The following is a 25,358-nucleotide window of genomic DNA, read 5'->3' on the forward strand; positions in this document are numbered from 1 at the left end:
GTGTTTGGCTGGAATCACCCGAACACGCGGGCAGGGCGACAGGAGGACAGGTCGTGGACCAGGACACCGACAGCGAGGCCCGGGAGCGGGCCGCCCGGCGGGACGAGGCGGTGCGCGGCGCGGTGGAGCAGGGGCTGCTGGGGCCGGACGCGGCCGTGGTGGCGCTGCTGGACGTCACCGGCATCCGGGGGTCGGCAGCGGCCCTGCGGGCGGCGTTCGACGCGGTCACGGCGCCGGGGACGCCGGTGCTGCACGCCTTCGCGGTGAAGGCGACCCCGCTGGTGCCGGTGCTGCGCCTGCTGCACGAGGAGGGCATCGGCGCGGAGGTGGCGAGCCCGGGCGAGCTGGCGCTGGCGCGGGCGGCGGGGGTGCCGGCGGACCGTACGGTGCTCGACTCGCCCGCCAAGACCCCGGCCGAGCTGCGCGAGGCGCTCGCGTTGGGCGTCGCCGTCAACGCGGACAACCCGCAGGAGCTGGACCGGCTCGACGCCCTCGTCCGGTCGGCCCCCGGCCCCTCGCCGCTCGGCATCCGGGTCAACCCGCAGATCGGCGGCGGCACCATCGGGGCGACCTCGACGGCGACGGAGACCTCCAAGTTCGGAGTGGCGCTGCGCGACGAGGGAGCCCGGGAGTGGGTCGTGCGGGCGTACGCGGACCGGCCGTGGCTGACCCGGCTGCACGCGCACACCGGTTCGCAGGGCATCCCGCTGCCGCTGCTGGCACGGGGCGTGGCGGAGACGTACGCGCTCGCGGAGGAGATCAACGCGCGGATCGGGCGGCGGCAGATCGACACGCTCGACATCGGCGGCGGGCTGCCGGTCGACTTCACGGCCGAAGCGACGACGCCGACGTACGCGCAGTACGCGCGCCTGCTGGCCGAGGAGGTGCCGGGGCTGTTCGACGGGCGGTACGGGCTGGTGACCGAGTTCGGGCGGTCGCTGCTGGCCAGGCACGGCACGGTGGTGGCGCGGGTGGAGTACACCAAGAGCTCCGGCGGACGACGGATCGCGGTGACACACGCGGGCGTGCAGGTGGCCACGCGGACCGTGTACGCGCCCGGGGCGTGGCCGCTGCGGATCGCCGCGTACGACGCCAAGGGGCGGCCCCGGTCGGGCCCCGAGGTGGTGCAGGACGTGGCCGGCCCGGCCTGCTTCTCGGGCGACCTGCTCGCCGAGGGGCGCACGCTGCCCCTGCTGGAGCAGGGCGACTACGCGGCGGCACTGGACACGGGCGCGTACTACTTCGCCCACCACTTCGCCTACAACTCCCTCGCCCGGCCGGGGATCTACGGCTTCGCACCCGACGGCACGGGAGGCGTGGCCTTCGCGACCGTGCGGGAGCCGCAGACCGTGGCGGAGATCGTGGCCGAGTCCGGTGGGGCGCACGCCTCCACGCTCACCACCCTGCGCGCGTCCGGGAGCCGTTGACGTACCCCGGGCGCATCTCGAACAACTGGGTCAACTGCCCGAAAACAGTCGTCAGTTGACCCACACTAGTACGCCGGGCGCATGTTCCATCGGAAAATGCCAAAGCACTCACCTCTCGCGCACACGTTGCGTAGTGTCCCTGTCACTCAACCGGAGTCACAGGCGGGAGGGAAGCCAGGGTGCCCGGAATCGACGAGTGCTTGCTGGAAGCGATGCGGTTGCCCGGTGCTCGGGGAGCCTCCCTGGTGGACTGGACGAGCGGACTGGCCCTGGGCACCGTCGGGGACGCCCCCGGCGGTGACCACGAGACCACCGCGGCCGAGGCCGCCGAACTGGCCCGGCTGGCCGCCGAACACGGCGCCTTCGCGGCCGGGGACGGCGACGACGTCGGTCCGCCCGTCGAGGACGTGATCGTCAGCAACCACGACAGCTACCACCTGCTGCGGTTCGTGGACACGTCCTTCGACAGCAGCGTCTTCCTGCACCTGTGGCTGGGCCGGGAGGAGGGCAATCTCGCCCTCGCCCGGATCCGGCTCGGCGAGATGGCCGCCCGGTTGGTGCTGGGATGACGATGGTCGAAACGCCTCCGCCGCTGCCGGTGCGGGACAAGGCCGGGGTCCAGGACCGTACGGCGGGCGCGCTGTCCCCGATGCTCCGGCGGCTCGCCGAGGAGCAGGCCACCGGTGTCCTCGTCCGTGAGCACGGCACCCTGCACCTCGCCGAGGGCCGGGTGGTGCACGCCGAGAGCCCCCATGCCCCGGGTCTCGACGTGCTCCTCACGGCCCACGGCACCCTGGCCACGACCGCCTGGCAGCGGGCTGCCGGGCAGGCCGACGACCCGGCGGAAGCGGCCCGGCTGCTGCTGGACGCCGGGCTGCTGCCGGAGGGCGCGCTGGAGCTGTGCCACCTGGACGCGCTGTACGACGCCGGCTACTTCGCCCTGTCGCCGAGCAGCGCACCGGGCCGCTTCCGGTACGCCCGGGCGCCCCGCCTCGGCCCGCTGCCCTCGGTGCCGGTCATCGCACTGGAACGCGAGACGCTGCGCCGCCGGCTGCTGCTGCACCGTCTGTGGCCGGACCCGGCGGCCGACAACACGCCGCTGATCCGCGCCGACCCGGCCGCCACGGCGCCGGTCACCCCCCGTCAGCGGGCGGTCCTGGACCGGGTGGACGGCGTCCGCACGGCTCTGGAGATCGCCCGCAACCTGGGCAGGCAGGCGTTCCACACGCTGGTGGACGTACGCCGCCTCTCGGCGGCCGGACTCCTCAGGCCGATACCCGTGGCCCCCGCCCCGCCGCCGGTTCCCCCGGCTCCACCGCTCACGGTCACCGACCCCGACATCGCGCTGCTGAAGAGGCTCAGGGATGCGCTGGAGGCGCTTTGAACGGCACCAACCCGCCGAGAGGAGAGAGCTGATGGTGTCCGCACAGGACCTCGACGCCGTCCTGGACGAGCTGCGTCGACTGCGGACCCGCGTGCCGCAGCTCACCGGCGCCCTCGCGGCCGGCGTCGACGGTCTCGCCGTCGCCCACGACACCCCCGGTGTCGACCCGGAGGGGCTGGCGGCACTCACCGCGGCCGCGCTGGGCGTCGCCGTACGGATGGCCGACGCCACCGGGAGCGACGGCTTCCGGGAACTGCTGGTGCGTGGCGAGAACGGCTACGTCGCCACCTACGCGGCCGGCCGCACCGCCGTGCTGACGCTGCTCGCCCAGGACCGGGTCAACGTCGGCCGGCTGCATCTGGAGGGCCGCCGCTCGGCCGCCCGCGTCGGGGAACTGCTCGACGCCGCCGAAGCCGCCGCGGAAGCCACCCGGCCGGCCACCAGGACCACATCCGCACCACGGACCAGAACCACGCGCGCGCCACGGACCACGACCGAGGCGCGCACCGCAACCGACAGCTGAAAGGACCACCATGGCCAACACCGAGACCGCACTGAAAGAGGCGCTGACCTCCATTGAGGGCGCCACCGGCGTCGCGCTCGTCGACTACACCAGCGGCATGGCGCTCGGCACGATGGGCGGCAGCAAGAGCTTCGACCTGAACGTGGCCGCCGCCGGCAACACGGACGTGATCCGCGCCAAGATGCGCACGATGGAGCACCTGGGACTCAAGGGCGACATCGAGGACATCCTGATCACACTGTCGGACCAGTACCACCTGATCCGCCTGCTCAAGGGCCGCGGCGGCAACGGCCTGTTCCTCTACCTGGTCCTCGACGCCAGCCGGGCCAACCTGGCGATGGCCCGGCACCAGCTGAAGGGGATCGAGGCAGTCCTGGAGGTCTGACAGGTCAGACGAGCGCTGCGGCGCGGCGGCGGGTTCCGCCCGGGGCCGCGTCGCCGGCCGCGAGGCCCGTGCCGCGCAGGCCCTTCACGGCCGTGCCCGCCGGGCTCCCGCCCCGGCGGTCGAGCCAGTCGACCCGCACCCAGAGCAGGGTGTCCTCGGCCCGCTCGCGCCGCCCGAGCCAGGCGGCCTTCAGCCGCAGCCCGGTGCCGGCCCCGGCGAGCAGCATGCCCCCGGCCGCGGGCACCGCGAAGGAGCTGCCGAACGCGACGGCGAAGGCGAGCAGCAGCCACCAGCGGTGTCCCCGGCGCCAGCTGCGCACGGTCACCGCCCGGTCCTGCAGGACGTCGAACTTGCCCGCACGGGCGGCCCCGCGCGCGAGGGCGGCGTACCGCCTGCGCCGGACCAGCGCCACGACGGCGGCGGTGATCAGGAACAGCGCGGCCCCCGCGAGCACGCCGATCCGGCGCCCGGTCACCCCGGGCAGCAGGACCCCGGTCCCCGCGGCGAACACCCCGAACCACCACAGCGGTGCGGCCCCGGCCCGTACGACGACGGCCACCCGGGCCAGTCCCTGTCCTCCGCGCGCCACGATCCGCCTCCTCGTCGTCCCGGCACAGTGCTGTCGGCCGGGCACGGTAACGAGCGAACGTGAGACGAGTCTGAGAGCGCGCCGGGCCGTTCGGCCCGTACGGCCTATTCGACGAACAGTCCGCGGGCCGCCGCGTGCGCGTCGAACTCCTCCAGCCGGGCCTGGGCCTCCGGCAGGTCGTCGCAGACCGCCTCCAGCAGCACCCGCCCGAGCAGCATGGGCGCGCACGCGGTGTCGAAGGCGAGCCCGGTGCCGACGGCGGCGGGCAGCAGCAGGTCGGAGTACTTGGCGACGGGCGCGAAGGCGGAGTCGGCGACCGTGACGACGGTCAGGCCCGCCTCCTTGGCATAGGCGAGGGTGTCGACGACCTCGCGCGGATGCCGGGGCAGCGCGAAGCACAGCAGGGCGGAGGCGCCCGCGCGGACGGCCGCGTCGATGCGGTCGTGGATCATCGTGCCGCCCTCGTTGAGCAGCCGGACGTCCGGGTGGACCTTGGCGGCGAAGTACGCGAAGCCGTAGGCCTGGGAGGCTGCGGCGCGCAGTCCGAGCACCGGCAGCGGGCGGGAGGCGGCCAGGACCCGGCCGGCCCGCTGCACCGGGCGGGGGTCGGCGAGCAGCTCCGCGAGGTGCTTCAGGTTCTCGATCTCGGCCTCGACGGCCTGCTGGTACTCGTTGTACGAGCCCGCCTCCGCGACCGGTTCGGCGGGCACGACCTCGCGCAGGTGCTTGCGCAGCGCCGGGTAGCCGTCGAAGCCGAGGGCGACCGCGAACCGGGTCACCGACGGCTGGCTGACCCCGGCCAGCTCGGCCAGCTCGACGCTGGACAGGAAGGGCACGTCGGCGGCCCGGCGCACCATGCTGTGGGCGATGCGGCGCTGGGTGGGCGTGAGCCGGTGCCCCTCGAAGAGCACCTGCAGCCGGGCGGCCGGGCTGTCCACAACGGCGGGCATCGCCTCGGAAGCCGCCTCGACCGTCGTCTCGGTCGTCACACCGGTACCCCTGTCCACGCTCATGCCGTGCTCCCCCTCCGGACGGACGCTGCGAGCGGGACGGAACCCGCCCGTCCCTCGACGCCCGGGGAGATTACAGCGTGCCCCGCCGGCACACCCCTGATACGAGACGACAGCAAGCCTGGACTCCCCTCAGCTATTCACACACCAAGAACTCTGCATGACGTTATGCAGCCGGGCAAGAGGCGGTATCGCCGTGGCGATGATCCGACGACGAAACAACCAAGTGTCGTTAAACCGACACTCAGGGTGACCGAGCGGCTGCTTACGGTGAACGTGCGCTACTGGCACGACTCCTGAGGAAGCGTCATGGCCTCCAACCGCAGGGCCTTCCTGACGGCCACCGCCGTCACCGCCCTGACCGCCGCCCCGGCGACGGCCGCCCCCGGTCCCCGTCCCCTCCCCCCGAGCGCGGCGCACACCGCGCGCACCGCCCTCGACGAACTCCTCGCGGGCAACCGCCGCTACGCCGCCGGCCACCCCCGCCACCCGCGCGACAGCCCCGGCCGGCGCCGCCTGCTGGCCGCCGCGCAGGACCCGTTCGCGGTGATCGTCGGCTGCATCGACTCCCGGGTGCCGCCGGAGCTGGTCTTCGACCTCGGACTCGGCGACGTGCTGTGCATAAGGACCGCAGGCCAGGTGCTGGACGAGGCCGTGCTCGGCTCCATCCAGTACGGCGTCCAGGAGCTGGGCGTCCCGCTGGTGCTGGTGCTCGGGCACGAGCGCTGCGGGGCCGTCGCCGCCACGCTGGACCATCTGCGCACGGGCGCGCCGGTGCCGGGCCACCTGGAACTGCTGGTGGACGAGATCGCCCCCGCCGCCCGCCGCACCCGGGCGCTGCCCGGCGACTGGGCCGAGCACACCATGCGCGCCCACACGGCATGGGTCCGGGACGCGATCCGCGCCGACCCGGCCTTCACCTCGGCCCACGTCACGGCCGCCCGCTCCGACCTCGACACGGGGCTCGTGTCCCTGCTGCCCTGAACCCCACCCCCTCGAAGAAGCCATGAACCTGAACCGAGCCCTGTCCGTCCTGCCCTCCCCCGCCGACCTCCGCTCCATGACCCGGGCCCCACGCCGCGACCTGCTGTGCGGGCTGACCGTCGCCGTCGTCGCCCTGCCCCTGGCCCTCGGCTTCGGCGTCACCTCCGGACTCGGTGCCGCCGCCGGGCTGACCACGGCGGTCGTCGCCGGTGCGCTGGCCGCGCTGTGCGGCGGCAGCGCCCGCCAGGTCAGCGGCCCGACCGGCGCGATGACCGTCGTCCTGGTGCCGATCGTGCACCGCTACGGCGCCGACGGGGTCCTCACCGTCGGCCTGATGGCGGGCGTCCTGCTGCTGCTCCTCGCCTTCGCCCGGGCGGGCGCGGCGATGGCGTACGTCCCCGCGCCGGTGATCGCCGGTTTCACCCTCGGCATCGCCTGTGTGATCGCCCTCCAGCAGGTGCCGGCCGCGCTCGGCGTGCCCACCCCGCGCGGCGAGCAGGTCGCCGTGGTCGCCGCACGGGCGGCGCGGGAGTTCGGGCGCGTCCCGCACTGGCCGGCGCTGCTGCTCGCGGCCGGCGCGGCGGCGATCGTGCTGGCCGGCGCCCGCCGGTGGCCGGCCGTGCCCTTCTCCCTCGTCGCGGTGGCCGCGGCCACCGGCGCGGCCGAGGCGTTGCAGCTGTCCGTCACCCGCATCGGAATCCTCCCCGCGTCCCTGCCGGCACCCTCCCTCTCCTTCCTGGACCTCTCCCGGCTGCCCTCCCTGCTCGCCCCGGCCGCCGCGGTGGCCGCGCTGGCCGCCCTGGAGTCCCTGTTGTCGGCGTCGGTCGCCGACGGGATGCGGCCCGGCGAACGGCACGACCCGTCCAAGGAACTGTTCGGGCAGGGCATCGCCAACCTCGCCGCCCCGCTGTTCGGCGGGGTCCCGGCGACCGGCGCCATCGCCCGCACGGCGGTCAACGTCCGCACCGGCGCCGCCTCCCGGCTGGCCGCGCTCGCGCACGCGGTCATCCTCGCCGGGATCGCGGCGGTCGCCGCCCCGCTGGTGGGCCGCATCCCGCTGGCCGCGCTGGCCGGGGTGCTGCTGGCGACGGCCGTACGCATGGTGGAGCGGGACGCGGTACGGGCGATGGCCCGGGCCACCCGCGGCGACGCGCTGGTGCTGGTCCTCACCGCCGCTGCCACGCTCGCCCTGGACCTGGTGCGGGCGGTGCTGATCGGCCTCGGTGTCTCGGTGCTGCTGGCGCTGCGCTCGGCGATGCGCGGCACCCGGCTCACCCCGGCCGCCGCCGACGAACTGCCGGGCGAGGCGGGCACGGTGACCTACCGGTTCGACGGCCCGCTGCTGTTCGCCGCCGCCCACCGCTTCCGGTGCGGGCTCGCCGACCTGCACGACGGGGTCTCGGTGGTCGACCTGCGGCTGTCCGGTCTCACGGCGGTGGACGCGACCGGCGCGCTGGCACTGAAGGAGGCGGTCGCCGAGCTGCGCGGGCGGGGCGTCGACGTCCGGATCAGCGGGGTCGACCTGGACCACCGCAGGGTCCTGGAGACCTGCGGGGCGCTCACGGCCGCCGGCGCCGGTGCGAAGAGGGGGGTTGTCCCCAGTGCGGCGGGCATGACCGCTCCCTAGGGTGGAGCGCATGAGCGCACTGGACTCACGGGACGTGGACCTGAAGAAGGACCTGGACGCCACCGTGCGGGCACGCAGGGAACTGGGCGAAGAGTACGACTCCGCACTCGTCGAGTCCTTCCTGGAGAAGGTCGACCAGCGGATCGACGACGTGGTGGACCGCCGGGTGCGGCGCCACCTGGCCGAGCAGCGGATGGCGGACGCGCGCGGTGCCCGGCGGCCCAAGGGCGGCGACAACTGGGCCGAGCGCTTCGGCTTCGCGATCGTCTCGCTGGTGCTGGCGATCCCGCTGTCCGCGATCGGCGGCGCCTTCGCCGGGATGACCGGGATGGTGACCACCTGGGCCGGCATCGTCGGCGTCAACGCGGCACAGGCGGTCCGGCAGAACCCGGAGATCCTCACCGGGCGCCGGGCCTCCCGGGAGGACTGAGGGAGTCACGCCTGCCGGGTCGGCAGCACCATGATCTGGCGCAGGTTGACGTGCCGGGGGCGGCTGGTGGCGTAGGCGACGACGTCCGCGACCTCCGCCGCCGCGAGACTGCCGATCGCCCGGAGCATGCCGTCCAGCTGCCCGGACAGCTCCTCGTTGCCGACGTGCGCCTTCAGTTCGGTCTCCGTGAGCCCCGGCTCGACGTTGGTGATCCGTACGTCACGCGGCCCCAACTCGGTGCGCAGGGACTGCGAGAGGTAGGTGACGGCGGCCTTCGTGGCGCCGTACACCGCGTAGTTGGGGAAGGTGACGTGGGCGCCGATGGACGACACGTTCACCAGGTCGGCGGTGCGGCCCTCGGCGGCCGCGGCGACCAGGTCGGCGGTGAAGGCGCGGATGACCCGCAGCACGCCGGTCACGTTGGTGTCGAGCATGCGCTGCCACTCGTCGAGCCGGCCGTCGTCGACGGGGTTGGGCAGCATCACCCCGGCGTTGTTGACGACGAGGTCGACGGGCCCGTAGGTCGCGTGGACCAGGTCCCGGGCGGCTTCGACGGACGCGTCGTCGGTGACGTCGGCGGCCACCACCAGCGCCTCGCCGCCCTCGGCCCGGATCTTCCCGGCGACGGCCTCCAGCCGGTCGGCGCGCCGGGCGAACAGCGCCACCCGGGCGCCCTGCCCGGCCAGTTGCCGGGCTACGGCCTCGCCGATGCCGCTGGCGGCTCCGGTGACGACGGCGGTACGGCCGGACAGGTTCTCGTACGACATGGGTGTTCTCCCTGGTGGGGTGCCGGGGCGTCTCCCCGGCGGCTGACACCACCCTCGCCGGGTCCGGCGGCCGTACCCAGGGATGCGCTTTTCCTGGGTCTGCCAGTACCAGGCTGGGAGACCGCCGCTCCCCTACGATCGAACCCATGGACGGGGACCTCGGAGACTTCCTGCGCTCGCGCCGCGCCCGCATCCAGCCCGAGGAGGTGGGGCTGCCCGTGCACGGGCGGCGCCGCGTACCGGGCCTGCGCCGCGAGGAGGTGGCGCAGCTCGCGGGCGTGAGCGTGGACTACTACATCCGCCTGGAGCAGGGCCGCGGCCCTGGGGGCCCCTCCCGGACGAAGTCCGGGGGAGTCTCGGACGCCGTGCTGGACGCGATCGCGCGCGTGCTGCGGCTGGACGAGACCGAGCACGCGTACCTGCGTACGGTGGCCCGGCCGCGCGGGCGCCGCGAGCGCCGTCCGGCCGCCCCCCGGGTACGGCCGGGCGTACAGCTGCTGTTGGACAGCATGGAGCGGACACCCGCGTTCGTGCTGGGCCGCCGCATGGACGTGCTCGCCTGGAACGCGCTCGGCGACGCCGTGGGCGGCTTCAGCCACATGGCACCGGACGAACGCAACATGCCGCGCCAGGTCTTCCTCGCCCCTGCCGCCCGGGACCTCTACCCCGACTGGGCCGCGGTCGCCGCCCAGACCGTGGCCAACCTCCGCGTCGGCGCGGGCCGGTACGCCGACGACGCGGCACTGTGCGCGCTGGTCGGCGAACTCTCCCTCAAGAGCGAGGACTTCCGCCGGCTGTGGGCCGACCACGAGGTCAAGGAGTGCGCGTACGGCGTGAAGCGCGTCCGGCACCCCGTGGCGGGCCTGCTCACCCTCCCGTACGAGACGCTGACCGTCCCGGCGGACCCGGAGCAGACGATCGTGGTGTACACCCCCGAGCCGGGGTCGGAGACGGCGGAACGGCTTGCACTGCTGGGCAGTTGGGAATCGGCCGCACGCCGGCTGAAAGAGTAATGCGCGGGGACCGCCGCACCCCCGTTGCCGGGGGGCGGGACGACGGCGGTCCCCGCGAGGGACGCGGGCCTGGTCAGGGCCGGGCTTGCGCGTCCTAGGCGTCCATGGAGGTCCGGGAGCCGCTCCGGAGGTCCTTGGCGCCGTTCGGCGCCGGCCGGGGCGGGGAGCCGCTCCCGCCCTGCCGACACCCACTAATCTGCCTGACCCGTGTTAAGCGGGTGCTGCGCGCACGTGACACGCTCGTACCACTTCCGAAACCGCTCGATCGGGAACGGTCACCGCAAGTTCGCCGCCGCCACGGGCAGTTCACCGCAGGTTTGCTACTTGTTCCCGCCCTTGGCGAGGAAGGCCAGCAGGTCCTGCCGGCTGACCACACCGGTCGGCTTGCCCTCGACCAGGACGATCGCCGCATCCGCCGAACCCAGCACCGACATCAGGTCGCCGACCGGCTCGCCGGAGCCGACCTGGGGCAGCGGGGAGGACATGTGCTTCTCCAGCGGGTCGTCGAGCGAGGCCCGCTTGTTGAACAGGGCGTCCAGCAGCTCCCGTTCCACGACCGACCCGACGACCTCGGCGGCCATCACGTCCGGGTGACCGGCGCCCGGCTTGACGACCGGCATCTGCGAGACGCCGTACTCGCGCAGCACCTCGATGGCCTGGCCGACGGTCTCCTCCGGGTGCATGTGCACCAGGGAGGGGATGGAGCCGCCCTCCTTGTCGCTGAGGACGTCGGCGACGCGGGCGCTGGGGCCCTCGTCCTCCAGGAAGCCGTAGTCGGCCATCCACTCGTCGTTGAAGATCTTGCTGAGGTAGCCACGCCCGCTGTCGGGCAGCAGCACGACGACGACGTCGTCCGGACCCAGCCGCTCGGCGACCTCCAGCGCGGCCACGACGGCCATGCCGCAGGAGCCGCCCACCAGCAGGCCCTCCTCCTTGGCGAGGCGCCGGGTCATCTGGAAGGAGTCCTTGTCGGACACGGCGACGATCTCGTCGGCCACGGTCCGGTCGTAGGCGGTGGGCCAGAAGTCCTCGCCCACGCCCTCGACCAGGTACGGCCGGCCGGAGCCGCCGGAGTAGACCGAGCCCTCGGGGTCGGCGCCGATGACCTTGACCTTGCCGTCGCTGACGTCCTTCAGATAGCGGCCGGTGCCGGAGATGGTGCCGCCGGTGCCCACGCCCGCCACGAAGTGGGTGATCTTCCCCTCGGTCTGCTCCCACAGCTCGGGGCCGGTCGAGTGATAGTGCGAGAGCGGGTTGTTGGGGTTGGAGTACTGGTCCGGCTTCCAGGCGCCCGGCGTCTCGCGGACCAGCCGGTCGGAGACGTTGTAGTACGAGTCCGGGTGCTCAGGAGCCACCGCGGTCGGGCAGACCACGACCTCCGCGCCGTACGCCCGCAGCACGTTGATCTTGTCGGTGCTCACCTTGTCGGGGCACACGAAGATGCACTTGTAGCCCTTCTGCTGGGCCACGATGGCGAGCCCGACGCCGGTGTTGCCGCTGGTCGGCTCCACGATGGTGCCACCCGGCTTGAGCTCGCCGCTCTGCTCGGCGGCCTCGATCATGCGCAGGGCAATGCGGTCCTTCACGGAGCCGCCCGGGTTGAAGTACTCCACCTTGGCCAGGACGGTGGCCTGGATGCCCATGGTCACACTGTTGAGCTTCACCAGCGGGGTGTTGCCGACGAGGCTGATCATCGAGTCGTGGAATTGCACCGTTGTCTCCGGTTGCTTGCAAAAAACAGTGGTCGTATGTGGTTCCGCCAGCCTAAGGCCCCTGGGTGACGTGGGGTGGGCGTTCACTCCCCGTTGAGATTGGCGAACGGGCTGTACGGGGCAAGGAGTGGGTGTACGGCTACGAGGAGGTGGCGGCGACGCATGACGAGCATGTCGAGGGCGAGAGTGGCCCGGCGGATCGCGGCCGGAGCGGCGTACGGCGGTGGCGGGGCCGGGCTGGTCGGGGCGGCCGCCGTCGGCCTGCTGCTGGCGGAGGTGCGACTGGCCCGGCGCCACGTGGGCAACGGCAGCGGCGGACGGGTGCCGGTGGCCGAGGGCATGTACGGCACCTCGTACGACCTCCCCGGTGAACCGCCGCTCAGGCTGAGCATGCTCGGCGACTCGACGGCGGCCGGGCAGGGTGTGCACCGGGCGGGACAGACACCGGGGGCGCTGCTGGCGTCGGGACTGTCCGCGGTGGCGGAGTGCCCGGTGGAGCTGCGGAACGTGGCCCAGCCGGGGGCCCAGTCGGACGACCTGGACCGCCAGGTGGCGCTGGTGCTCTCGTCCCCTTATCCACTCCCCGACGTCTGCGTGATCATGATCGGCGCGAACGACGTCACGCACCGGATGCCGCCGACGCGCTCGGTACGGCACCTGTCGGCGGCGGTACGACGGCTGCGCACGGCCGGCGCCGAGGTGGTGGTCGGCACGTGTCCCGACCTCGGCACCATCGAGCCGGTGCAGCAGCCGCTGCGGTGGCTGGCCCGCCGGGCCTCGCGGCAGCTGGCGGCGGCGCAGACGATCGGGGTGGTGGAGCAGGGCGGGCGGACCGTGTCGCTCGGCGATCTGCTCGGGCCCGAGTTCGAGGCGAATCCGCGGGAGCTGTTCGGGCCGGACAACTACCACCCCTCGGCGGAGGGGTACGCGACGGCGGCGATGGCGATACTGCCCACGGTGTGTGCGGCGCTGGGGCTGTGGCCGGCGGAGGAGGAGCGGCCCGACGTGTTCCGTCGCGAGGGCTTCCTGCCGGTCGCGCGGGCCGCCGCGGAGGCGGCGTCGGAGGCGGGCACGGAGGTCACGGCGGCGATGCCCACCGGTCCGCGGGGGCCGTGGGCGCTGCTCAAGCGCAGGCGCCGCCGCCGCGTGCCCGAGGCCGAGCCCGCGACTCCGTCCCCGTGACCGACGGGGGCTCCGCCCCCAAGGCCAAGCAAGCGCTTAGTAAATTGCGGCCAGTGTCACACCGTGACACCGGTGACCTGGGCCATACGTACGGGTAACTTCCGAAGCGGCCTGCCAACCATCCGTCCACTGGAGCCGTGATGCCCGAAGCCGTCATCGTCTCGACCGCCCGCTCCCCCATCGGCCGCGCCGGCAAGGGTTCCCTGAAGGACCTGCGCCCCGACGACCTGACCGCGACCATCATCCAGGCGGCGCTCGCCAAGGTCCCCGAGCTGGACCCGCGGGACATCGACGACCTGATGCTCGGCTGCGGCCTCCCCGGCGGCGAGCAGGGCCACAACCTCGGCCGTATCGTCGCCGTGCAGATGGGCATGGACCACCTGCCGGGCTGCACGATCACCCGTTACTGCTCCTCCTCGCTGCAGACCTCCCGCATGGCCCTGCACGCCATCAAGGCCGGCGAGGGCGACGTCTTCATCTCGGCCGGTGTCGAGACGGTGTCCCGTTTCTTCAAGGGCAGCTCCGACGGCCTCCCGGACACGCACAACCCCTTCTTCGCCGAGGCCGAGGCCCGTACCGCCGCCGTCGCCGAGCAGGAGGGCACCACGTGGCACGACCCGCGTGAGGACGGGCTGGTCCCGGACGCGTACATCTCGATGGGCCAGACCGCCGAGAACCTGGCCCGCTGGAAGGGCGTCACCCGCCAGGACATGGACGAGTTCGGCGTGCGCTCGCAGAACCTCGCCGAGGAAGCCATCAAGAACGGCTTCTGGGAGCGCGAGATCATCCCGGTGACCCTCCCCGACGGCACGGTCGTCAGCAAGGACGACGGCCCGCGCGCCGGCGTCACCCTGGAGGGCGTGTCGGGCCTCAAGCCGGTCTTCCGCCCGGACGGCCTGGTCACGGCCGGCAACTGCTGCCCGCTGAACGACGGCGCGGCCGCGCTGGTCATCATGAGCGACACCAAGGCCCGCGAGCTGGGCCTGACCCCGCTCGCCCGCATCGTGTCGACCGGCGTCTCCGGCCTCTCCCCCGAGATCATGGGCCTCGGCCCGGTCGAGGCGAGCAAGCAGGCCCTGCAGCGCGCCGGCCTGACCGTCGACGACATCGACCTGTTCGAGATCAACGAGGCCTTCGCCGCCCAGGTGATCCCCTCCTACCGTGACCTCGGCATCGACATCGACAAGCTGAACGTCAACGGCGGCGCCATCGCCGTCGGCCACCCCTTCGGCATGACCGGCGCCCGCATCACCGGCACGCTCATCAACTCGCTGCAGTGGCACGACAAGCAGTTCGGCCTGGAGACGATGTGCGTCGGCGGCGGCCAGGGCATGGCCATGGTCATCGAGCGCCTCAGCTGATCTGATCCACCCTCGGTAGCCGAGCGGGTACGACAGGTCAGGAAACAACCCAGAACCCGGAAAACACCCGGGTTCTGGGTCTTTTTGTGATCCAATCTCCCCCAGGATGTGACCTATCTCCCTCGCTGGAGGTATCACTGCAGGTCAGCGCAGGTCAGCGCAGTGACGGGCGAAACCACAAGCCCAAAGTCCTGTCCGTTTCGTGACGTTACGCACTGACAGCTGCTTAGTCCGCCCTTCAAGCTGATGTAGGAAGTCGGGGGTCGACTTTGAACCTGGGAGTACGTCAGTGAGCGCCATGCCGATCGCCCTGCTGCTCACCACGGCCGCCACGGGCGCCGTGGGCGTCGCCGTCCTGCGCACCGTCCTGAAGCTGCGCCGGCAGCTCGCGGAGCTGCAGGCCCAGCTCGCCGCGAACCAGGCCGCCGCCCTGGGTGCGCTGCTGCCCGCGGCCCGCACGGCCGCCGACACGGACGAGATACGCGCGGCCGTGGCCGAGGCGCTCGCCGAGGAGCGTGAGCGCGAGCTGGCCGAGGCCCGTGCGTTCTGGGCCGCCCAGGAGGCCCGTGACGCCTCCGACGCGCCTTCCCTGCTGGGCCTCCCCGAGAGCGACCTGTTCCTGCCCCGGCAGGCCGACTTCGCGGGTCTGGAGCCGCTGGAGCCGGTGACCGAGCCGTCCGCCGAGGCCGACGAGTTCTCCCCCAAGGACTTCGTCCAGGGAGGCGGCACCCCCACGGACTCCCCCGAGCTGGCCGCGGCCCGCCGCCGCCACCCCTCGCACCCCGACTTCGTCCCGGTGCAGTCGCCGGCCGTGAACGACCACGAGCGCACGGTGACCACGCTGGAGCAGCTGGCCGCCGACCAGGTCGAGCTCTCCGACGTCCGCCCCGGCCCCCTCGGCACCCTCGACGTCTACGTCTTCGCCGACGGCACGACCCTGTGCATGACCCCCGGCCACCGCGAGACGGCCGAGCACCTGGCGGCGGCTCTCCGCGAGGGCGAGACCCCGTACCTCCTCGGCGGCTCGGGCATCTCGGGCGCCTACACCCTGACCTTCGCCTGCGGCAAGGACACGGTCTACATCCTGGCCGACCGGGTCATCGCGTCGCTCTGACGTCAGACCCCGGCTCTTTTGCGGGCCTCCTCCACCAGCTCCACGGCCTCGCTGACCTGGTCCGCGTTCTCCAGCAGCACCGCCAAGTCGTGCCCGGCCACCATGATTTGGTCGGCGGCCGCGAACATGCCGGCGTCCGGCATCTCCCGGGGCTCCGCACCGGGCTCCTCCAGCAGCTGTGCCCGCCGTGAAAGTTCCCTGGCCGCGGCCAAGGCCTCGGCCGCGGCGCCGCGTTGGAGCCGGCTCTGCGGAGCCGCCCGCAACCGGTCGGCGAAGTGATCCACTGCTCGGGTCAAGGGCGTCGTATCAACCACGCGCCGAGCGTAACGCGCCGCACTGTTGCCAATACGCGAACGCTCAGGCACCGTGACGTGAAGGACCGGCTTACATCCCCTTTGCGTTCGGAGGCGCCGATGTCCCAGCTCTTCTCCGAGGAGACCCACCGCAATCTGCTCGCCCGCATCCCCCACTGCACCGGTCGTGAAGTTTCCGACTGGCTGCGCACCGTTGAAGACGGCCCCGCCCTGTTCCGCTTCGAGGAGAAGGTCAGCTGGCTCCGGCACGAGTACGACCTCGCGTACGGACACGCGAAGGCGATCGTCCACGAGTACGACCTGAGGAGGGCAGCCCGCAAGCTGCTGTGAGACCCGTAAGCCCCCGAGACGCCGAGAGGGCCCCGGGGCGGACCTGGGACCCTCTCTCGTACGACCGGCGTGTCGGTCAGTCGTTGTTGCTGAAGATCGCCACCAGCCGCAGCATCTCCACGTAGATCCACACCAGGGTCATGGTGAGGCCGAACGCGGCGAGCCAGGACTCGCTGCGCGGGGCGCCGTAGGCGATGCCGTCCTCGATCTGCTTGAAGTCGAGGGTCAGGAAGAACGCGCCGAGCACGATGGCGATGATGCCGACGATCGCGCCGAGCGGGCCCATGCTGCGCAGGCCGCCGTTCTCGACCACGCCGAACGCGACCAGCAGCAGGTTGACCGCCATGACGAGGACGAAGGCGATGGCGATGGCCATGCCGATGCGGGCGTAGCGGGCCGTGACGCGGATCCAGCCGGCCTTGTAGATCAGCAGGGTCGCGGCCGAGACCGCCATGGTGCCGAGCACCGCCTGGAAGGGTGCGCCGCTCCAGCGGCTGTTGTACATCTCGCTGATGACGCCCAGGAAGACGCCCTCGAAGGCGGCGTAGCCCAGGATGAGCGCGGGCGACGGGGTGCGCTTGAAGCTCTGCACCAGTCCGAGGACCATCGCGACGATCCCGGCGCCGACGGCGAGGCCGTAGCTGGTCGCCGAGACCGGCAGCAGCACCCAGGCGAGGACGGCGCCGACGACGACCGTGCCCAGCGTGAGGGCCGAACGCATGACGACGTCGTCCATCGTCATCCGGCCGGTGGTGGCCGGGGCCTGCGGCGGGGCGCCGTACTGCACGCTCTGCTGGCCGTACGGGTTCTGGCCGTAGGGGTTCTGCGCGTACGGGTTGCCCTGTGCGTACCCGGCCTGCGCTGCGGTGTTGAAGCCGGCGTAGCCGTTGTCGCGGCTGAACCCCCGTCGCGAGAAGACCGGGTTACTGCTCCTCATTTCACTCCTCCATGGCCATCGTGCATGGCCTTGGCCTCAAGAGTAATGGATTGGCAAAGGATCGACCGTAATACCTGCGGAGGATCTTTCCCCTGCCGTGCTGCGCAACACGCTAACCGGAAGGCTCATTCCCGGCCATGGGCGACTCAGTCCAACGGGAAGCCGGTGTAGGCCTCGGCCAGATCGGTCTCGGCCGCATGCGAGGAGGCGATGCGTTCCAGCCGGGCCAGCTGGAGGCGGGCGTCGAAGTCGGTGGCGTCCGGGGCGCGATGGAGCAGGGTCGTCATGTCGTAGGAGAACCGTTCGGCCTGCCAGACGCGGCGCAGGCAGGTCGCCGAGTAGGCGTCGAGGAGGTCGGGGGAGCCGGTCTCCCGCTCGTGGACGAGTGCCCGGACGAAGGTCATGACGTCCCCGACCGCCAGGTTCAGCCCCTTCGCACCCGTGGGCGGCACGATGTGGGCGGCGTCACCGGCGAGGAAGAGCCGGCCGTGGCGCATCGGTTCGTGCACGTAGGAGCGCATGGGGGTGACGGACTTCTGGGTGATGGGGCCGCGCTCCAGCGTCCAGGCGTCGTCGGTCGCGAGGCGCCGCTCCAGTTCGGCCCAGATCTCCTCGTCGCTCCACTCCTCGGGCTTGGTGTCCGCGGGCACCTGCAGGTAGAGGCGGGAGACGGACGGGGAGCGCATGGACAGCAGGGCGAAGCCACGGTCGTGGCGGGCGTAGACCAGTTCGTCGTGCGAGGGGGCGACGTCGGCGAGGACGCCCAGCCAGGCGTAGGGGTACGACCACTCGAACACCCGGGAGAGGGCGGCCGGGACGGCCTTTCTGGCCACGCCCCAGAAGCCGTCGCAGCCGACGACGTAGTCGCACTCCAGCACGTCCTCGCGCCCCTGGTGCCGGAAGGGGATCCGCGGCCGGTCGCCCTCCGCCCCCTCGACGGCGAGGGCCTCCGCCTCGAAGAGCAGTGGGCCGCCCTCCTCCAGTTGGAGGGCGATGAGGTCCTTGCAGACCTCCGTCTGGGCGTAGACCGTCACGGACCGCCCGCCGGTGAGCCCGGGGAAGTCGACGCGATGGCGGCGCCGGTCGAAGCGCAGTTCGATGCCGTCGTGCCTGAGCCCCTCCCGGTCCATCCGCCGCCCGGCTCCGGCCTCGCGCAGCACGTCCACCGTGCCCTGCTCCAGGATCCCGGCGCGTTGCCGGTGCTCCACGTAGGCGCGGTCGCGGCTCTCCAGGACGACCGAGTCGATGCCGGCGCGGTGCAGCAGCCGAGCGAGCAGCAGCCCGGCCGGACCGGCTCCGATGATCCCGACGGTGGTACGCATCGGTCGTTCCCTTCCCTCTGACGCACAGTCTGTTCGTCTGGTGAAATTTCCTTCACCAAATACCGAGCGTGAGTCTCCGACTGTGGGCACACCGCTGTCAACGGTCGTGCTGTCATGTGAGGGGTGGGTGCGAAGACGGAAAGTGCCCGGAGCCGGACTTGAACCGGCACGCCCGCGAAGGGGCAGCGAGGTTTAAGCTCGCCGTGTCTGCATTCCACCATCCGGGCAGGCCATGGGCTCCGCTTCGAGGTTCCGAGCCTATCGGTGCGCATCCCTCGAACAGCGGAGGGGACAGCCCGATGTTGTCTTATTTTATTGACGTCTGAGGGTGCATCAGCCCATGGAACGAGCCATCCGCACTTGCCAATAGCGTGACGTGGCGTGGGCGCGTGCGTACACGGAATGACGGAATTTCACCTACCGAACGAGGGCGGTCGTCCGGTTCTGGACGCCGCGGGGTGTCAGGGTCGCCCGTCCTCCCCAGGTATGACTCGGGCCCGCTCCGTCCGACCGGAGTCGCCCCTCGGAACCGGTTCAGCGACTGACTACACGGACGCCGGCGACCGAGACGATGGATCGGTCCCCACGAACCGACGTCGTCCCGACAGGAGCACCTTCCCGTGACCACCACACCCACCGCCGGCCGAACCACGGCCGTGGCCGCACGCGCCACGGAGCTGTCGAAGATCTATGGGCAGGGCGAGACCCGGGTGGTCGCCCTGGACCGGGTCTCCGTCGACTTCCGGCAGGCCGAGTTCACCGCGATCATGGGCCCGTCCGGCTCCGGCAAGTCCACGCTGATGCACTGCGTGGCGGGCCTGGACAACTTCTCCTCGGGGTCCGTGCGGATCGGTGACACCGAGCTGGGCTCCCTGAAGGACAAGCAGCTCACCAAGTTGCGGCGGGACAAGATCGGCTTCATCTTCCAGGCCTTCAACCTGCTGCCCACGCTGACCGCGCTGGAGAACATCACCCTCCCGATGGACATCGCGGGCCGTAAGGCCGACAAGGCGTGGCTGGACCAGGTCATCCAGATGGTCGGCCTCTCCGGACGGCTCAGCCACCGGCCCTCGCAGCTGTCCGGCGGCCAGCAGCAGCGCGTCGCCGTCGCCCGCGCGCTCGCCTCCAAGCCCGAGATCATCTTCGGTGACGAGCCGACCGGAAACCTCGACTCGCGCTCCGGCGCCGAGGTGCTGGGCTTCCTGCGCAACTCCGTGCGAGAGCTGGGCCAGACGGTGGTCATGGTGACCCACGACCCGGTCGCCGCGGCCTACGCGGACCGCGTGGTCTTCCTGGCCGACGGGCGGATCGTCGACGAGATCCACGGCCCCACGGCCGACTCCGTGCTCGACCTGATGAAGCAGTTCGACGCGAAGGGCCGTACCAGCTGATGTTCCGCACCGCCCTGCGCAACGTACTCGCGCACAAGGCCCGGCTCCTGATGACCGTGCTCGCCGTCATGCTCGGCGTGGCGTTCGTGTCCGGGACGCTGGTCTTCACCAACACCATTTCCCAGGCCTACCAGAAGAGCTCCGCCAAGGGCTTCGACCAGGTCGACGTCGCCGTCACGGCCAAGTACCAGGACTCCGAGGGCGACAAGGTCGGCAAGACCCCCGAGCTGACCCAGGCGCTGCTCGACAAGGCCGGGAAGGTCCCGGGCGCCGCCTCCGCCACCGGTGTCGTCACCGGCTTCACCGCGATCGCCGACAAGGACGGCAAGCTGCTCGGCAGCGGCTGGCAGTCCGAGGGCGGCAATTACTGGGGCACCAAGGACGCCCGCTACCCGCTGGTCAGTGGCCACGCACCCAGCGGCAGGGACGAGGTCCTGATCGACTCCAAGACCGCCGAGCGCGCCGGCTACAAGGTCGGCGACACCGTGCGCATCTCGGTCGACGGCCCGGTGCTCACCCCGCGCATCAGCGGCATCTTCACCACCGACGACGGCAACGTGGCCGCGGGCGGCAGCCTCGCCCTGTTCGACACGAAGACCGCCCAGGCGCTGTTCGGCAAGAAGGGCGCGTACGACGAGATCGACGTGAAGGCGGCGACGGGAACCAGCCAGACCGCGCTGCGGGCCGCGCTGGACCAGGCGCTGCCGTCGAAGCTGGTGGAGACCACCACCGGCAAGCAGCTCGCCGACGACCAGGCGCAGCAGATCTCCTCCTCGATGAGCGGTCTGAAGCAGGCCCTGCTGGTCTTCGCCGGAATCGCCCTGTTCGTCGGCACGTTCATCATCGCCAACACCTTCACCATGCTGGTCGCCCAGCGCACCCGGGAACTGGCCCTGCTGCGGGCGGTCGGCGCCTCCCGCCGGCAGATCACCCGGTCGGTGCTGATCGAGGCGTTCGTGGTCGGCACCGTCGCCGGTGTGACCGGTCTGGTCGCCGGCGTCGGCATCGGCGCGGGGCTGCGGAGCCTGCTGAGCTCCTTCGGCGCGAGCGTGCCGGACGGGCCACTGGTGGTCACGCCGGGCACCGTGGTGGCCGCCCTCGCGGTCGGCATCGTCATCACCGTGCTCGCCGCCTGGCTGCCGGGCCGCCGGGCCGCGAAGATCCCGCCGGTGGCGGCGATGAGCAGCGTGCACGCCAAGGCGACCACCAAGTCGCTGGTGCTGCGCAACACGCTCGGCGCGCTGTTCTCGGCGGCCGGTGTCGCGGTGGTCCTCGCGGCCACCACGATGGACACCGACGCCGCCGAGGGTCCGATGGGTATCGGCGCGGTCCTGCTCATCATCGGCGTGTTCATCCTGACCCCGCTGCTGTCCCGCCCGCTGATCGCGGCCGCCGCCCCGGTGCTGCGGGTGTTCGGTGTCTCGGGCAAGCTGGCCCGCCAGAACTCGGTGCGCAACCCGCGCCGTACGGCGGCCACGGCGTCCGCGCTGATGATCGGCCTGACCCTGATCACCGGTATGACGGTGATGGCGGGCAGCCTGCAGACGTCGATCGACAAGATGGCCAGCTCGGCGATCCGTGCCGACTACGTCGTCTCGATGGCCAGCCGCAGCCCGCTCTCCCCCGACGTGGCGAAGAAGATCGCCGCCGACTCCGACGTCACCGCCAGCAGCCCGCTGCGCAACGCCGTGTCCCGCGTCGACGGCCAGACCGAGTTCCTGACCGGCGTCAACGGCTCGGCCATCGGCGAGCTGACGGACCTCAAGGTGGACGACGGTGCCTTCAAGGTCGGCGGCACGCAGGTGGTCGTGGACCAGGACCGGGCCAAGGACTACGGCTGGAAAGCCGGTTCGCAGTTCACGGTGCACTACGAGGACGGCAAGGCGCAGAAGCTGACCGTCGCCGGGGTCTACGAGGGCAACGACATGCTCAACGGGATCATGATCGACAACGATGTCCTCACCCCGCACCTGCGCGACGCCTCCGACATGCAGGTCATGGTCAAGACGGCGGACGGCGCCTCCGACTCGGTCAAGGACCGGCTGGAGAAGGCGCTCGGCTCCAACCCGGCGATCAAGGTCCAGGACAAGCAGGACATCTCCAACGACATCGCGAAGATGTTCACGACGATGCTGAACATGCTCTACGGCCTGCTCGGCATGGCCGTGATCGTCGCGGTCCTCGGTGTCATCAACACCCTGGCCATGTCGGTCTTCGAGCGCTCCCAGGAGATCGGCATGCTCCGCGCGATCGGCCTGGACCGGGCAGCCGTCAAGCGGATGGTCCGCCTGGAGTCACTGGTGATCTCCCTGTTCGGCGGCGTGCTCGGCATCGGTCTGGGCGTGTTCTTCGGCTGGGCGGCCGGTGAGCTGCTGGGCACGAAGATGGCGACGTACGAACTGGTCCTGCCCTGGGGCCGGATGACGGTCTTCCTGCTGCTGGCGGCAGTGGTCGGCATCCTGGCCGCGCTGTGGCCCGCCCGGCGCGCGGCCCGGCTGAACATGCTCTCGGCGATCAAGGCCGAGTAGCCGTACGGCGGACCGAGGGCCCCGCTCCGTCCCGGAGCGGGGCCCTTGCCGTGTCAGGAGTTCCAGGTGCGGGTGCGCAGGGGCAGGCCGGAACCGCCGGACTCCGGGGTGCGGACCGCAAGGACCTGGTTGACGCCGATGCGGTTGCGTTCGAAGGCGAGCGCGCAGGCGGCCATGTACAGGAGCCAGACGCGGGAGCGGCCGGGGCTGGTGAGGCGGACCGCGCGGTCCCAGTCGGCCTGCAGGTTGGCGACCCACCGGCGCAGGGTGCGGGCGTAGTGCTCGCGGATCGACTCCACGTCCCGCACCTCGAAGCCGGCGTGCTCCAGCTGGGTGACGGTGGTGCCGATCGGGGCGAGTTCGCCGTCCGGGAAGACGTAGGCGTCGATGAACCGGTCCGTCTCGTACGCGGATTCGTCGTGCTGCGGGCGTCGGGCGATCTGGTGGTTGAGCAGCCGTCCACCGGGCTTCAGCAGGGCGTACAGACTGCGCGCGTACGCCAGGTAGCGTTCGGCGCCGACGTGTTCGGCCATGCCGATGGAGGAGATGGCGTCGTAGGGGCCGTCCACGACGTCCCGGTAGTCCTGGACCCTGATCTCCACCCGGTCGGTCAGGCCCTCGTCCGCGACGCGCTTACGGGCGTACGCGGCCTGTTCCTGCGACAGCGTGACCCCGACGACGCTCACACCGTGCTCACGGGCCGCGTGGATGGCCATCGAGCCCCAGCCGCAGCCGACGTCCAGCAGTCGCTGACCCTCCTTCAGGCCGAGCTTGGCGCAGACGAGTTCGAGCTTGTCGCGCTGGGCGGACTCCAGGGTGCCGCCGTCCTCCCAGTACGCGCACGAGTAGACCATCGACGGTCCGAGGACGATCTCGTAGAAGTCGTTGCCGACGTCGTAGTGGTGGCTGATGGCCTCCTTGTCGCTGCGCCGCGTGTGCAGATGATGGCGCCGGCGGACCTCCTCGCGCGGCGGGGCGGGCGGGACCGGCGGCCCGACGAGCTTGAGCAGCTCGCGCCCGGCGGCCCGTACCTCGGGGTCGCGCAGCGCCTGGGCGAGGCTGCGGGAGTCCTCCCCGCGCTCCCACACCAGTCCGGCCATGGCGTCGAGTGCGGCGTACAGGTCGCCCTCGATGCCCAGGTCTCCGGCGACCCAGGCGCGGGCGAGGCCCAGCTCGCCCGGTTTGAACAGCATGTGGCGCAGGGCGCGGCGGTTGCGCACGACGAGCGTCGGCGCGTCGGGCGGTCCCGCCTGCGACCCGTCCCAGGCTCGTAGCCGCACCGGGAGCGGGACTCCCAGCATCTGCTCGGCAAGACTCCTCAGCCGCGACGCGGCTTCGGCCATGGCGCACCTCCGGTGAAAGGAATCGACTGCCCGCCGGATCGTCTCCATCCGGCGGCAGGGAAACGACCCGGCACGCCGACGTCATTCCCCTCCGCACGCTCCTGCCGACACGATGGCCGAACCGTCACACTCCCGCGTTAGCGCCGGGCACCGTGTTCGGTCAAGTCCCGAGATCCAGGGTCATGCCTCGCTTGCTCCTAAAGGTCCTAATAGAGGCAGAACATCCCGTTCGATACCTCTTCACCACTTCTGGATGTGAACTCCCATGACCCGTCTCGCCAGGTTCCAGCGCGTTGCCCTGCTCGCCGCTTCGACCACCGTGATCACCGGCGGCGTGCTGCTGCCCACCAGTGCCTTCGCCGCTCCGTCGACGCCCCCGGCCGCCGCCTCGGCGGCCGTCGGGGACGCCGCCGCGCACTGGACGCAGGCCACCGACGACCCGAGCGGCGTCATGGCCGAGCTGCCCGGGCACGCCCAGATGCAGAAGTACACCGTGAACGGCTACCAGGGCCGCGCCTACCAGGTGGAGACCGACTACGGGGCCATCGGCTTCGTGGTCTACGACGCGCCGCATGGCGGTGGCCAGTGGGACCTGAAGGGCAGCCTCAAGAACGCGCTGGCCAACTACAACAAGAGCTCGCGGTCCGCCGACGACCGGCTCACCAGTCACGACGTCCGGGTGAGCGCCACGGACAGCGGCCAGCCCGTGCTCGACGCGGACCTCTCCACCGGTGACGGCACGGCCGGTCACACCCGCTTCGTCGATCTCGGCGACCACCTGGTCCAGATCGAGGTTCTGGGTACCAAGGACGCGCAGAAGACCATGGACGCGGACTACCGGCAGTCCCTCAGCAGCCTCCAGCTGCCGAGCGGCACCACCACCCGCTCCTCGTGACCGTCGTGACCGGGCGCCCGCTACAGGCGGCTCAGCATGAGCGTGAGGGCGTGCACCGCGTCCTCACGGTTGCGCCCCTGGCCGCCCGAGCGGGCGACGGTCGCCTGCATCAGGACCTGCCCTTTGCGGCCGGTGAGCTGCGTGTAGTACTCGTCCAGCTTCAGGCCCGTCTCGTCGACGACCTGATGGCCCTCCTCGCCCGCCACCTCGTCGAAGCCCTTCAGGCCCGGAACGTCGACCGCGCGCACGTCCTCCCACTTCTGCTTGCTCGCGGAGTCGTACTCCGTCGGGCATCGCCGCGCGTCCGTGCGGAACCGGGCGATGCCCGCCGCGGCGGACGCGGTGTCCCGGTGGACGATGACCGTCGAGGTGTTGACCACCTTCCGGTCCGGGCTCTGGGCGTTGCGCTCCAGAGCGGCCAGCAGGTTCACCGGTGTCTGCACCCCGAGGTAGCAGCTGGCGTCGGCGAACGACTCCGTGACGTCGTCGGTCTCGTAGGGGGTGCTGCGCACGTAACCGGACCCCCAGTCCGCCGGCTTCAGGGCCACGCGTCTTGCGAGATCCCGGGCCTGTGCGGCGGTCTCGACCCGTTCGTGTCCCGGCTCGCGGCCGCCGAGCAGGATCACGAGCCCCACCGCGATCGCCGCCACGGCGGCGGCAGCGCCGATGAGCGCGGGCGGCCTGAGCCACCAGGGGCGCCGAGGAGGCGGCGGACCGGAGCCGGGGACCCCGAACAGGGGGCCGGGTGGCGGGCCGAGCGGCGGTTGCGTGCTCACATGGCTCCTGTACC

At 71.8% G+C, this 25,358-nt stretch carries 25 protein-coding genes and 1 tRNA gene; 16 read left to right on the plus strand and 10 right to left on the minus strand.

The window, feature by feature from the left end; all coding sequences use genetic code 11:
• Positions 1-53: 53 nt before the first annotated feature.
• From ACIRVH_RS29600 to ACIRVH_RS29620, 5 genes are all read left to right on the plus strand, one after another.
• Entirely contained in the window at positions 54-1,427 is a 1,374-nt protein-coding gene (locus tag ACIRVH_RS29600) for a diaminopimelate decarboxylase (RefSeq protein WP_403959260.1), read from the plus strand.
• Positions 1,428-1,606: 179 nt separating this feature from the next.
• A complete protein-coding gene (locus ACIRVH_RS29605; protein WP_393471491.1) occupies positions 1,607-1,996 on the plus strand; it encodes a hypothetical protein in 390 nt (129 codons plus the stop codon).
• Entirely contained in the window at positions 1,993-2,811 is an 819-nt protein-coding gene (locus tag ACIRVH_RS29610) for a transcriptional regulator (RefSeq protein ID WP_403959262.1), read from the plus strand. The genes ACIRVH_RS29605 and ACIRVH_RS29610 overlap by 4 nt, the downstream gene beginning before the upstream one ends.
• A 31-nt stretch (positions 2,812-2,842) precedes the next feature.
• Positions 2,843-3,334, plus strand: a complete 492-nt coding sequence (locus tag ACIRVH_RS29615; protein ID WP_403959264.1) for a roadblock/LC7 domain-containing protein — start codon at positions 2,843-2,845, stop codon at positions 3,332-3,334.
• A gap of 10 nt (positions 3,335-3,344) precedes the next feature.
• Entirely contained in the window at positions 3,345-3,719 is a 375-nt protein-coding gene (locus ACIRVH_RS29620) for a hypothetical protein (RefSeq protein ID WP_145876651.1), read from the plus strand.
• Positions 3,720-3,723: 4 nt separating this feature from the next.
• Here ACIRVH_RS29620 and ACIRVH_RS29625 read toward each other — a convergent pair whose 3' ends face one another.
• Both ACIRVH_RS29625 and ACIRVH_RS29630 read right to left on the minus strand, forming a co-directional pair.
• Complete coding sequence (locus tag ACIRVH_RS29625) at positions 3,724-4,308, minus strand: hypothetical protein (RefSeq protein ID WP_403959265.1); 585 nt, start codon at positions 4,306-4,308, stop codon at positions 3,724-3,726.
• Positions 4,309-4,412: 104 nt separating this feature from the next.
• Positions 4,413-5,258 carry a MurR/RpiR family transcriptional regulator gene (locus ACIRVH_RS29630; protein WP_403959752.1) on the minus strand — a complete coding sequence of 282 codons (846 nt, stop codon included), beginning with the start codon at positions 5,256-5,258 and terminating at the stop codon, positions 4,413-4,415.
• Positions 5,259-5,627: 369 nt separating this feature from the next.
• On the opposite strand from ACIRVH_RS29630, the gene ACIRVH_RS29635 reads away from it, so the two are divergent.
• The 3 genes from ACIRVH_RS29635 to ACIRVH_RS29645 are packed head-to-tail and all read left to right on the plus strand — an operon-like array spanning position 5,628 to position 8,359.
• Entirely contained in the window at positions 5,628-6,302 is a 675-nt protein-coding gene (locus ACIRVH_RS29635; RefSeq protein ID WP_403959268.1) for a carbonic anhydrase, read from the plus strand.
• 22 nt (positions 6,303-6,324) lie between these two features.
• The gene (locus tag ACIRVH_RS29640) at positions 6,325-7,929 is read left to right on the plus strand and encodes a SulP family inorganic anion transporter (RefSeq protein ID WP_403959271.1); all 1,605 of its coding nucleotides are present in this window, start codon (positions 6,325-6,327) and stop codon (positions 7,927-7,929) included.
• A 10-nt stretch (positions 7,930-7,939) separates the two neighbouring features.
• Positions 7,940-8,359, plus strand: a complete 420-nt coding sequence (locus tag ACIRVH_RS29645) for a hypothetical protein (protein ID WP_403959274.1) — start codon at positions 7,940-7,942, stop codon at positions 8,357-8,359.
• 5 nt (positions 8,360-8,364) lie between these two features.
• On the opposite strand, the gene ACIRVH_RS29650 is transcribed toward ACIRVH_RS29645, so the two are convergent.
• The gene (locus tag ACIRVH_RS29650; RefSeq protein ID WP_403959277.1) at positions 8,365-9,126 is read right to left on the minus strand and encodes an SDR family oxidoreductase; all 762 of its coding nucleotides are present in this window, start codon (positions 9,124-9,126) and stop codon (positions 8,365-8,367) included.
• A 146-nt stretch (positions 9,127-9,272) separates the two neighbouring features.
• Between ACIRVH_RS29650 and ACIRVH_RS29655 the strand changes: the two genes are divergently transcribed.
• Positions 9,273-10,139, plus strand: a complete 867-nt coding sequence (locus ACIRVH_RS29655; RefSeq protein WP_403959279.1) for a helix-turn-helix transcriptional regulator — start codon at positions 9,273-9,275, stop codon at positions 10,137-10,139.
• A 320-nt stretch (positions 10,140-10,459) separates the two neighbouring features.
• On the opposite strand, the gene ACIRVH_RS29660 is transcribed toward ACIRVH_RS29655, so the two are convergent.
• A complete protein-coding gene (locus tag ACIRVH_RS29660) occupies positions 10,460-11,851 on the minus strand; it encodes a cystathionine beta-synthase (protein ID WP_403959282.1) in 1,392 nt (463 codons plus the stop codon).
• A 162-nt stretch (positions 11,852-12,013) separates the two neighbouring features.
• On the opposite strand from ACIRVH_RS29660, the gene ACIRVH_RS29665 reads away from it, so the two are divergent.
• From ACIRVH_RS29665 to ACIRVH_RS29675, 3 genes are all read left to right on the plus strand, one after another.
• A complete protein-coding gene (locus tag ACIRVH_RS29665; RefSeq protein WP_403959285.1) occupies positions 12,014-13,033 on the plus strand; it encodes an SGNH/GDSL hydrolase family protein in 1,020 nt (339 codons plus the stop codon).
• Positions 13,034-13,173: 140 nt separating this feature from the next.
• On the plus strand, positions 13,174-14,394 hold the full coding sequence (locus ACIRVH_RS29670; RefSeq protein ID WP_403959288.1) for an acetyl-CoA C-acetyltransferase: 1,221 nt from the start codon (positions 13,174-13,176) through the stop codon (positions 14,392-14,394).
• Positions 14,395-14,692: 298 nt separating this feature from the next.
• The gene (locus ACIRVH_RS29675; protein WP_403959755.1) at positions 14,693-15,508 is read left to right on the plus strand and encodes a hypothetical protein; all 816 of its coding nucleotides are present in this window, start codon (positions 14,693-14,695) and stop codon (positions 15,506-15,508) included.
• Between the two features lie 2 nt (positions 15,509-15,510).
• Here ACIRVH_RS29675 and ACIRVH_RS29680 read toward each other — a convergent pair whose 3' ends face one another.
• Positions 15,511-15,822, minus strand: a complete 312-nt coding sequence (locus ACIRVH_RS29680) for a hypothetical protein (protein ID WP_403959291.1) — start codon at positions 15,820-15,822, stop codon at positions 15,511-15,513.
• A gap of 99 nt (positions 15,823-15,921) precedes the next feature.
• Here ACIRVH_RS29680 and ACIRVH_RS29685 point away from each other — a divergent pair, with 99 nt between their 5' ends.
• Positions 15,922-16,152: a DUF4287 domain-containing protein gene (locus tag ACIRVH_RS29685; protein WP_061919219.1), complete on the plus strand. Its 231-nt coding sequence runs from the start codon at positions 15,922-15,924 to the stop codon at positions 16,150-16,152.
• A 76-nt stretch (positions 16,153-16,228) separates the two neighbouring features.
• Here the strand turns inward: ACIRVH_RS29685 and ACIRVH_RS29690 are convergent, their stop codons facing one another.
• From ACIRVH_RS29690 to ACIRVH_RS29700, 3 genes are all read right to left on the minus strand, one after another.
• Positions 16,229-17,089, minus strand: coding sequence for a Bax inhibitor-1/YccA family protein (locus ACIRVH_RS29690; RefSeq protein ID WP_403959296.1), 861 nt, complete (start codon positions 17,087-17,089; stop codon positions 16,229-16,231).
• 146 nt (positions 17,090-17,235) lie between these two features.
• Complete coding sequence (locus ACIRVH_RS29695; RefSeq protein ID WP_403959299.1) at positions 17,236-18,411, minus strand: 4-hydroxybenzoate 3-monooxygenase; 1,176 nt, start codon at positions 18,409-18,411, stop codon at positions 17,236-17,238.
• Positions 18,412-18,554: 143 nt separating this feature from the next.
• Positions 18,555-18,638: transfer RNA gene (locus tag ACIRVH_RS29700), tRNA-Leu, on the minus strand.
• 393 nt (positions 18,639-19,031) lie between these two features.
• Here ACIRVH_RS29700 and ACIRVH_RS29705 point away from each other — a divergent pair.
• Positions 19,032-19,802 (plus strand): ABC transporter ATP-binding protein, encoded by a 771-nt coding sequence (locus tag ACIRVH_RS29705; protein WP_403959302.1) that lies wholly within the window; start codon positions 19,032-19,034, stop codon positions 19,800-19,802.
• Positions 19,802-22,330, plus strand: a complete 2,529-nt coding sequence (locus tag ACIRVH_RS29710; RefSeq protein WP_403959305.1) for an ABC transporter permease — start codon at positions 19,802-19,804, stop codon at positions 22,328-22,330. The genes ACIRVH_RS29705 and ACIRVH_RS29710 overlap by 1 nt, the downstream gene beginning before the upstream one ends.
• 53 nt (positions 22,331-22,383) lie before the next feature.
• On the opposite strand, the gene ACIRVH_RS29715 is transcribed toward ACIRVH_RS29710, so the two are convergent.
• The gene (locus ACIRVH_RS29715) at positions 22,384-23,673 is read right to left on the minus strand and encodes a class I SAM-dependent methyltransferase (protein WP_403959307.1); all 1,290 of its coding nucleotides are present in this window, start codon (positions 23,671-23,673) and stop codon (positions 22,384-22,386) included.
• A gap of 265 nt (positions 23,674-23,938) precedes the next feature.
• Between ACIRVH_RS29715 and ACIRVH_RS29720 the strand changes: the two genes are divergently transcribed.
• The gene (locus ACIRVH_RS29720; protein WP_403959310.1) at positions 23,939-24,568 is read left to right on the plus strand and encodes a hypothetical protein; all 630 of its coding nucleotides are present in this window, start codon (positions 23,939-23,941) and stop codon (positions 24,566-24,568) included.
• A gap of 20 nt (positions 24,569-24,588) precedes the next feature.
• On the opposite strand, the gene ACIRVH_RS29725 is transcribed toward ACIRVH_RS29720, so the two are convergent.
• On the minus strand, positions 24,589-25,344 hold the full coding sequence (locus tag ACIRVH_RS29725) for a hypothetical protein (protein WP_403959313.1): 756 nt from the start codon (positions 25,342-25,344) through the stop codon (positions 24,589-24,591).
• Between the last annotated feature and the right edge of the window lie 14 nt (positions 25,345-25,358).

Origin of the sequence: Streptomyces sp. NPDC101165 (assembly GCF_044768135.1) — a bacterium.
Classification (GTDB): Bacteria; Actinomycetota; Actinomycetes; order Streptomycetales; family Streptomycetaceae; genus Streptomyces.